The 3,559-nt window shown below is 64.9% G+C and carries 4 protein-coding genes; 1 reads left to right on the top strand and 3 read right to left on the bottom strand.

Annotated elements, in window-relative coordinates:
• A partial coding sequence (locus tag AACR77_RS10680) for a substrate-binding periplasmic protein (protein ID WP_197055489.1) occupies positions 1-301 on the bottom strand: 301 nt, incomplete at its 3' end.
• A gap of 338 nt (positions 302-639) precedes the next feature.
• Between AACR77_RS10680 and AACR77_RS10675 the strand changes: the two genes are divergently transcribed.
• Entirely contained in the window at positions 640-2,046 is a 1,407-nt protein-coding gene (locus AACR77_RS10675; RefSeq protein ID WP_042881342.1) for a DEAD/DEAH box helicase, read from the top strand.
• Between the two features lie 86 nt (positions 2,047-2,132).
• Here AACR77_RS10675 and AACR77_RS10670 read toward each other — a convergent pair whose 3' ends face one another.
• Both AACR77_RS10670 and AACR77_RS10665 read right to left on the bottom strand, forming a co-directional pair.
• A complete protein-coding gene (locus AACR77_RS10670) occupies positions 2,133-2,822 on the bottom strand; it encodes an RES family NAD+ phosphorylase (RefSeq protein ID WP_042881340.1) in 690 nt (229 codons plus the stop codon).
• Positions 2,822-3,226 (bottom strand): antitoxin Xre-like helix-turn-helix domain-containing protein, encoded by a 405-nt coding sequence (locus tag AACR77_RS10665; protein WP_039040750.1) that lies wholly within the window; start codon positions 3,224-3,226, stop codon positions 2,822-2,824. Before AACR77_RS10665 ends, AACR77_RS10670 begins: the two co-directional genes overlap by 1 nt.
• Positions 3,227-3,559 lie beyond the last annotated feature (333 nt).

Raw genomic sequence — 3,559 nt, 5'->3', positions numbered from 1 at the left:
GCCGATAGGGGGCGGAGAAGCGGGCGAACCGCTCCCGCTCGGGGGTCTTGAGGGCGCCCATGGCCACGTCCAGCTGCTGGCGCTCCATGAGGTAGAGGGCCCGGGCCCAGGGGAGATTGCGAAAGGCGGGCTCCACGCCTGCCTTGCCCAGGATCTGGCGGGTCAGGGTGACGTCCAGTCCGCCGAGGGTGCCGTCGGCATCGATCTGGCTGAAGGGGGGCCAGTGGCTCCAGGCCACCGACAGGGTCTCCCTGGCGGCGAGGGGCTGGGCGAAGAGCAGGGGCAAGACGAGGCCCAGCATGCGCCGGGCGGTGGGGGTGAACTTCCGTTTCAATCAAAACCTCCTGTTCCGTGTATCGCGCCGTCCCCGGCAGGCTGTGCAGGGGCTTTGATACATACGGCGATTCGGGCCATTTTGTCCTGCCTTTGTCGCTATTTCCAGCCGCGCTGGGAGGTGCATCACATTTTCCTCGTCTAAGTGCGCCAACTCCGTTAGACTGCGCCTCTATTCTTTCCCCTTTGCTCTGCTCCCCGGGGAAATCGTTGTTTTCTCTATAGGCCCGGATCCTGTGAGATGGCATCGGCTCAGCAGAGGAGCCCCACCACGATCTTTGGCGCCCCTATCCCTAGCAGGTAACTATGAGTTTTACTTCCCTCGGTCTGGCCGAACCCTTGTTGCGTGCCGTTGCCGAGCAAGGCTACGACACCCCGTCTCCCATTCAGCAACAAGCGATCCCGGCGGTACTGGCTGGCCGTGATCTGATGGCCGCCGCCCAGACCGGGACCGGCAAGACCGCAGGTTTCACCCTGCCGATGCTGCAGCGTCTGACTGAAAGCAAGCGCAAGGTCTCCCCGAATCGCATCCGTGCCCTGGTGCTGACCCCGACCCGCGAGCTGGCCGCCCAGGTGGGCGAGAGCGTGCGCAACTACGGCAAACACCTGCCGATCCGCAGCCACGTGGTATTTGGCGGCGTGAGCATCAACCCGCAGATGATGGCGACCCGCCGTGGTCTGGACGTGCTGGTGGCCTGCCCGGGCCGCCTGATGGATCTCTACAACCAGAACGCCGTCAAGTTCGACGAAGTGGAAATCCTGGTGCTGGACGAAGCGGATCGCATGCTCGACATGGGCTTTATCCGCGACATCCGCCGCATCCTGGCCCTGCTGCCGAAGAAGCGCCAGAACCTGCTCTTCTCCGCCACCTTCGCCGATGAGATCCGTGAGCTGGCCACTGGCCTCCTGGACAACCCGGCGGTGATCGAAGTGACCCCGCGCAACAGCACCGCCGAGCGTATCGAGCAGCTGGTACACCCCTGTGACAAGGCCAACAAGATTGCCCTGCTGAGCCACCTGGTCACCAGCAACGACTGGCAGCAGGTGCTGGTGTTCACCCGTACCAAGCACATGGCCAACCGCGTTGCCGAGACCCTCGACAAGAACGGTGTCAGCGCCGCCGCCATCCACGGCAACAAGAGCCAGGGTGCCCGTACCCGCGCCCTGGCCGGTTTCAAGGATGGCAGCGTCAAGGTGCTGGTAGCGACCGACATCGCCGCCCGTGGCCTGGACATCGACAAATTGCCGCAAGTGGTCAACTTCGAGCTGCCGAACGTGGCGGAAGATTACGTGCACCGTATCGGCCGTACCGGCCGTGCCGGCGCCGCCGGTCATGCCATCTCCCTGGTTGCGGCCGATGAAGGCAAGCTCATCAAGGCCATCGAGCGGCTGACCAAGCAGAACATTCCGTGCGAGCAGGTGGCCGGTTTTGAAGCCTCCCGCGAGACCCTCGACAACATCGCCCGTGGCATCGGTGCGCCGCTTCGCAAAGAGCCGCGGGATCCGAGCGAGCAGCGCCGTGCGCCGCGTCCGCAAGGCCAGGGCCAGCGTCAGGGGGCCGGTCGCTCCGGCAATGGCGCCGGTGGTAACGGCGGTGGCAATCGCACTGGCAACGGCGGCAAGCCCAAGCCCCAGGGCGGCCAGCGTCCGGCCGATGGTGCCGGCAAACCGGCCCAGGCCCGTCGTCCGCGCCGCGCCAGCCACAACCAGTAAGCGGCCAGGGAGCCAGGCTCCCCCACTGTTCGGTTGATACAAAAAGCCCCGCCAATCTGGCGGGGCTTTTTTTGTCCTGGTAGACGCTATTCACCGTAGAGGCGGATCTCCAGCACATGGGTGATGGCCTCGCCGCTCCAGTGGTACTCCAGATGACGGGCGTGGTCCACCCGGCTGACCAGACGGGGGCGATAGAGCACGTGACAGTCGTGACCGGGGTGGCGCACCGAGCGGTAGTGGATGCCGTCCGCCCCGGCGACCTTCTGCTCCCGGGCGAAGGCCTGGGCGGGGCCGTAATCGGTGGCGTGATAGAGGGGGCCTGGCAGAAACGCCGGGCCCGTGATGTCGATGAGGCTGGCGCTGAACTGCGCCTGGATCACCCGCATCTGCACCTTCTGGGCCGGCTCCCGGGTGTACCCGAAAATCCGCTCCCTGTGGTAGACCGTCTCCTTGATGCCGGTGTCGAGGGAGGGGGCACAATAGTAGCCGCCAAAGTCCCCCGTGGTGAAACGGCCACCCTCGGGATTGAGGTGGGTGAAGGCGGCCATCACATAGCTGCCGCCGGGCAGCCCCACCAGCCAGTCTTCCCTGGGCACCCGCATCAGCTCGCCCGCCTCTTCCCTCAGCCTGTCGTTGGTCAGGGCCTCGACGGCCCAGACCGCCTCCAGCTCGTCGGCGGTAGCGACGTCTTCATAGAGGCAGATGGGGGGAAAGCGGCTCGGAATGATGCGATAGGCGCAGGCATTGTGGAAGGTGCGCAAGGGCGGGGAGGACATCAGGCCATCTCCCCGCGCCAGGCGTGCAGCCGGGTGGCCACTTCGTAGAGATCGGCCACCCGCCCACCCTGCATGACCTCCATGGCGCTGCGCCCGGCGAAGAAGGGGTGGCTGTTGGGTTTGCGCACCCAGCCATAGATGCTCTCATCCAGGCTGAACAGCAGCCGCAGGCTCTTGTGGATGTTGAGCAGATAGCTCATCCGCTCCTGGAGATCGGCGCTCAGCCGAATACCGCCGCTAGCCTCCTTGTACTTGTTCAGGGTGGAGCGGGAGGTAATGCCAAGCAGCCTGAGCTGTTCATCCGTGCTGCACTGCCATTTGTCCAGGATGCGAAACACCACGGGCAGGGCCTTGCTGGGATCGACGGCGGGCTGTTGCCGGGGAAGAGATGCGGTGGCGGCCATGTTGCCTCCCGGGTTGGCGTGCCAGACGGGCACGGGCTCATGGGTTGTCTGCTAAGCAGTGTAGGGCAGGGGCGCAGTCATGTACATATCTATACATGGTTGCGCTCAAATGTTCATTGTTGGATGGATTTCGCGCTGAGTGGTGTGGGTCGGCCAAGTGAGCCCGTGCCAATGAAACGCCCCGCCAACTGGGTTGGCGGGGCGTGTCTCTTTGCGGCGTTTCTGCTTGTTGGGTCGGGGAGATCAGAGGGCGGGCAGCAGCCCCATGCTGACGCTGACCTGCACCCCGACGATCAGTACCCCCATGGCACCGGCCAGACCCAGGGCCAGTAC

The organism is Aeromonas sp. ZOR0002 (assembly GCF_963866995.1).
Lineage (GTDB): Bacteria > Pseudomonadota > Gammaproteobacteria > Enterobacterales > Aeromonadaceae > Aeromonas > Aeromonas caviae.
The sequence above is the reverse complement of the archived record's forward strand: the minus strand, read 5'-3'. Positions and strand labels throughout refer to the sequence as shown.